The sequence below is a fragment of the Fulvivirga sp. genome, from assembly GCF_040220315.1.
Taxonomy (GTDB): Bacteria; Bacteroidota; Bacteroidia; order Cytophagales; family Cyclobacteriaceae; genus Fulvivirga.
In genome coordinates this window covers 1-2,227 of the sequence record NZ_JAVJUY010000336.1, presented here as the reverse complement: position 1 = coordinate 2,227, position 2,227 = coordinate 1, and the positions used below count along the sequence as shown (strand labels likewise).

3 protein-coding genes are annotated in these 2,227 nt (G+C 39.2%); 2 read left to right on the top strand and 1 reads right to left on the bottom strand.

What is annotated here, in order from left to right:
• On the top strand, positions 1–311 hold a 311-nt coding region (locus tag RLO81_RS17155; RefSeq protein WP_350114516.1), incomplete at its 5' end, for a nucleoside deaminase.
• Between the two features lie 307 nt (positions 312–618).
• Positions 619–1,224 (top strand): superoxide dismutase, encoded by a 606-nt coding sequence (locus RLO81_RS17150; protein ID WP_350114513.1) that lies wholly within the window; start codon positions 619–621, stop codon positions 1,222–1,224.
• 85 nt (positions 1,225–1,309) lie between these two features.
• Here RLO81_RS17150 and RLO81_RS17145 read toward each other — a convergent pair.
• The coding region (locus RLO81_RS17145) for a phytochrome family protein (protein WP_502880469.1) at positions 1,310–2,227 on the bottom strand (918 nt) is incomplete at its 5' end.

Below are 2,227 nucleotides of genomic sequence, written 5' to 3'. Positions count from 1 at the left end.
CCGAAATATTAAATGACCCCACTGCACATGCCGAGATGCTGGCCATCACCGCAGCCTGTAATTATTTAGGAACCAAGTATTTAAATGATTGCACGTTGTACGTGACATTAGAACCCTGTGGAATGTGCGGTGGAGCTCTTTATTGGTCACAAATAGGCAAGCTGGTTTACGCTGCCAGCGATGAAAAAAGGGGCTTTAGTTCATTGAATAAGAAAATAATCCATCCTAAAACAAAAGTAAGTCATGGCCTCATGGCAGAAGAAGCAGGCTCTTTGGTTACACAGTTCTTTCAGAAGTTGAGAGATAGCTAGTCGCTTGATAAAAGTCGCCAGTAACCAGCAACCAACAACCAACAACCAACAACCAGTAACCAACAACCAGTAACCAAAAACCAACAACCAGCAACCAGCCACCAGCCACCAATAACCAGACTCTACGCCCATAGCCCAATGCTCTAAGCTCTAAGCCCTCCGCCCTCCACCCCAATAGATTACCCCAATATTAATATCGATTTTGAGTATCGGTTTCGGTTTTATGTTCGCCCTTCGATGGTTATATTTGGAGTACCAGCCTGAAGGTCGGGCAGGTAACAAATTTGTAAAACTAAAAATCAAAAATATGTCATTTAAACTACCAGACTTACCATATGCGCACAATGCGCTTGAGCCACATATAGATGCAAGAACAATGGAAATTCACCATGGAAAGCATCATGCAGGCTATACCTCAAAATTAAACGATGCCATTAAAGGAACTGACCTTGAAGGTAAGTCCATTGAAGATTTATTAGCTAAGCATACAGATAACAATGCTGTAAGAAACAATGGTGGGGGTTTTTATAACCACAGCTTATTTTGGTCTGTGATGTCTCCAAAAGGCGGTGGAAAACCTTCAGGAGTATTAGCGGATGCTATTAACGCAGCTTATGGTTCATTCGATAAGTTTAAAGAAGAGTTTTCTAACGCAGCCGCTACCAGATTCGGCTCTGGTTGGGCGTGGCTATGCGTTCATAAAGGAGGAAAAGTAGAAGTTTGTTCAAGCCCTAACCAAGATAATCCGCTAATGCCAAATGTTGGTTGCGGAGGAACGCCTATCCTTGGTTTAGACGTTTGGGAGCACGCCTACTACCTTAACTATCAAAACAGAAGGCCAGACTACATTTCTGCTTTCTTTAATGTAATCAACTGGGATGAAGTGAGTAAAAGATACGCTGCAGGCAAATAATTATCAGCTGTATGATCATAACTATAAAAGTCTCGCAGTAATGTGAGACTTTTTTGTTATTTAAATCATCAATTAACTGATTTATCTACTCTAGTTTCCTATTCAGCTCTTTAACAATTTCGTCTAGTTCCAGTGCCGAGTGCTTTACCTCTTCTAGCATTTCTTCTTTTTCGTCCTGGTTAAGATAATCAGATTCCCATAAGGAGATTAGGCCAAGAATCCGTGCTAGAGGACCTCTGATATTGTGCGAGTTGTGGTAGGCATAATCAGATAGTTTTTTGTTCTTTATCACCAACTCTTTGGTAGTTTCATCCATTTTCTGCTCTAACAGATGGTTCAGCTCCAGAATGCGCTCAGATTGTCTCTGAATGCTATCCTTTTGACTAATTAATTTCTCATTCTGAGTAGTGATTTGCGCATTTTTATTCTTAAGAAGCTCGTTTTTCCTCTTATTTATTCGCAGATACCTAAAAATGATAATTAAAAGAGTCATGCTGAGTATTATGCCCATAACTAGGATTATATTAAATCGCTTTGTGGCCAGCGCTTTATCATTTTGCAGTTGATTAATTTTCTTTAGCTGATCAATCTGCTTTTGTGCGTTTTCCAATTCAAACTGAGAACGGTTTAAATCGAAATCTGATTTTACCCGAACGTTGGTTAAAGAATCATGAATATAGTCTAGTCGTTTTGCAAACTGGTTTAATTTTACTGGTTGATTGGTCTTGAGGAAATAATCATAAATGAAATCAGTAACAAATTGCAAATGTCCTCTATCATATACCTTGTTAACAATGGATAATGCCCGGTTAAGGTAAACCTGTGTACTATCCAAGTTTTGCTGCTCATAATAAGAGATGGCAATGATTCCTAACAATCCGTATTGACTGCTATAGTTACGCTGTTTTATGCTGTACTTTAAATCTTCCTTGGCCAAAAGTATGGCACTATCGTATTTACTTTCTTCTAACAAAAATTGAGAGAGGTTTCCCTTTGCATTGTG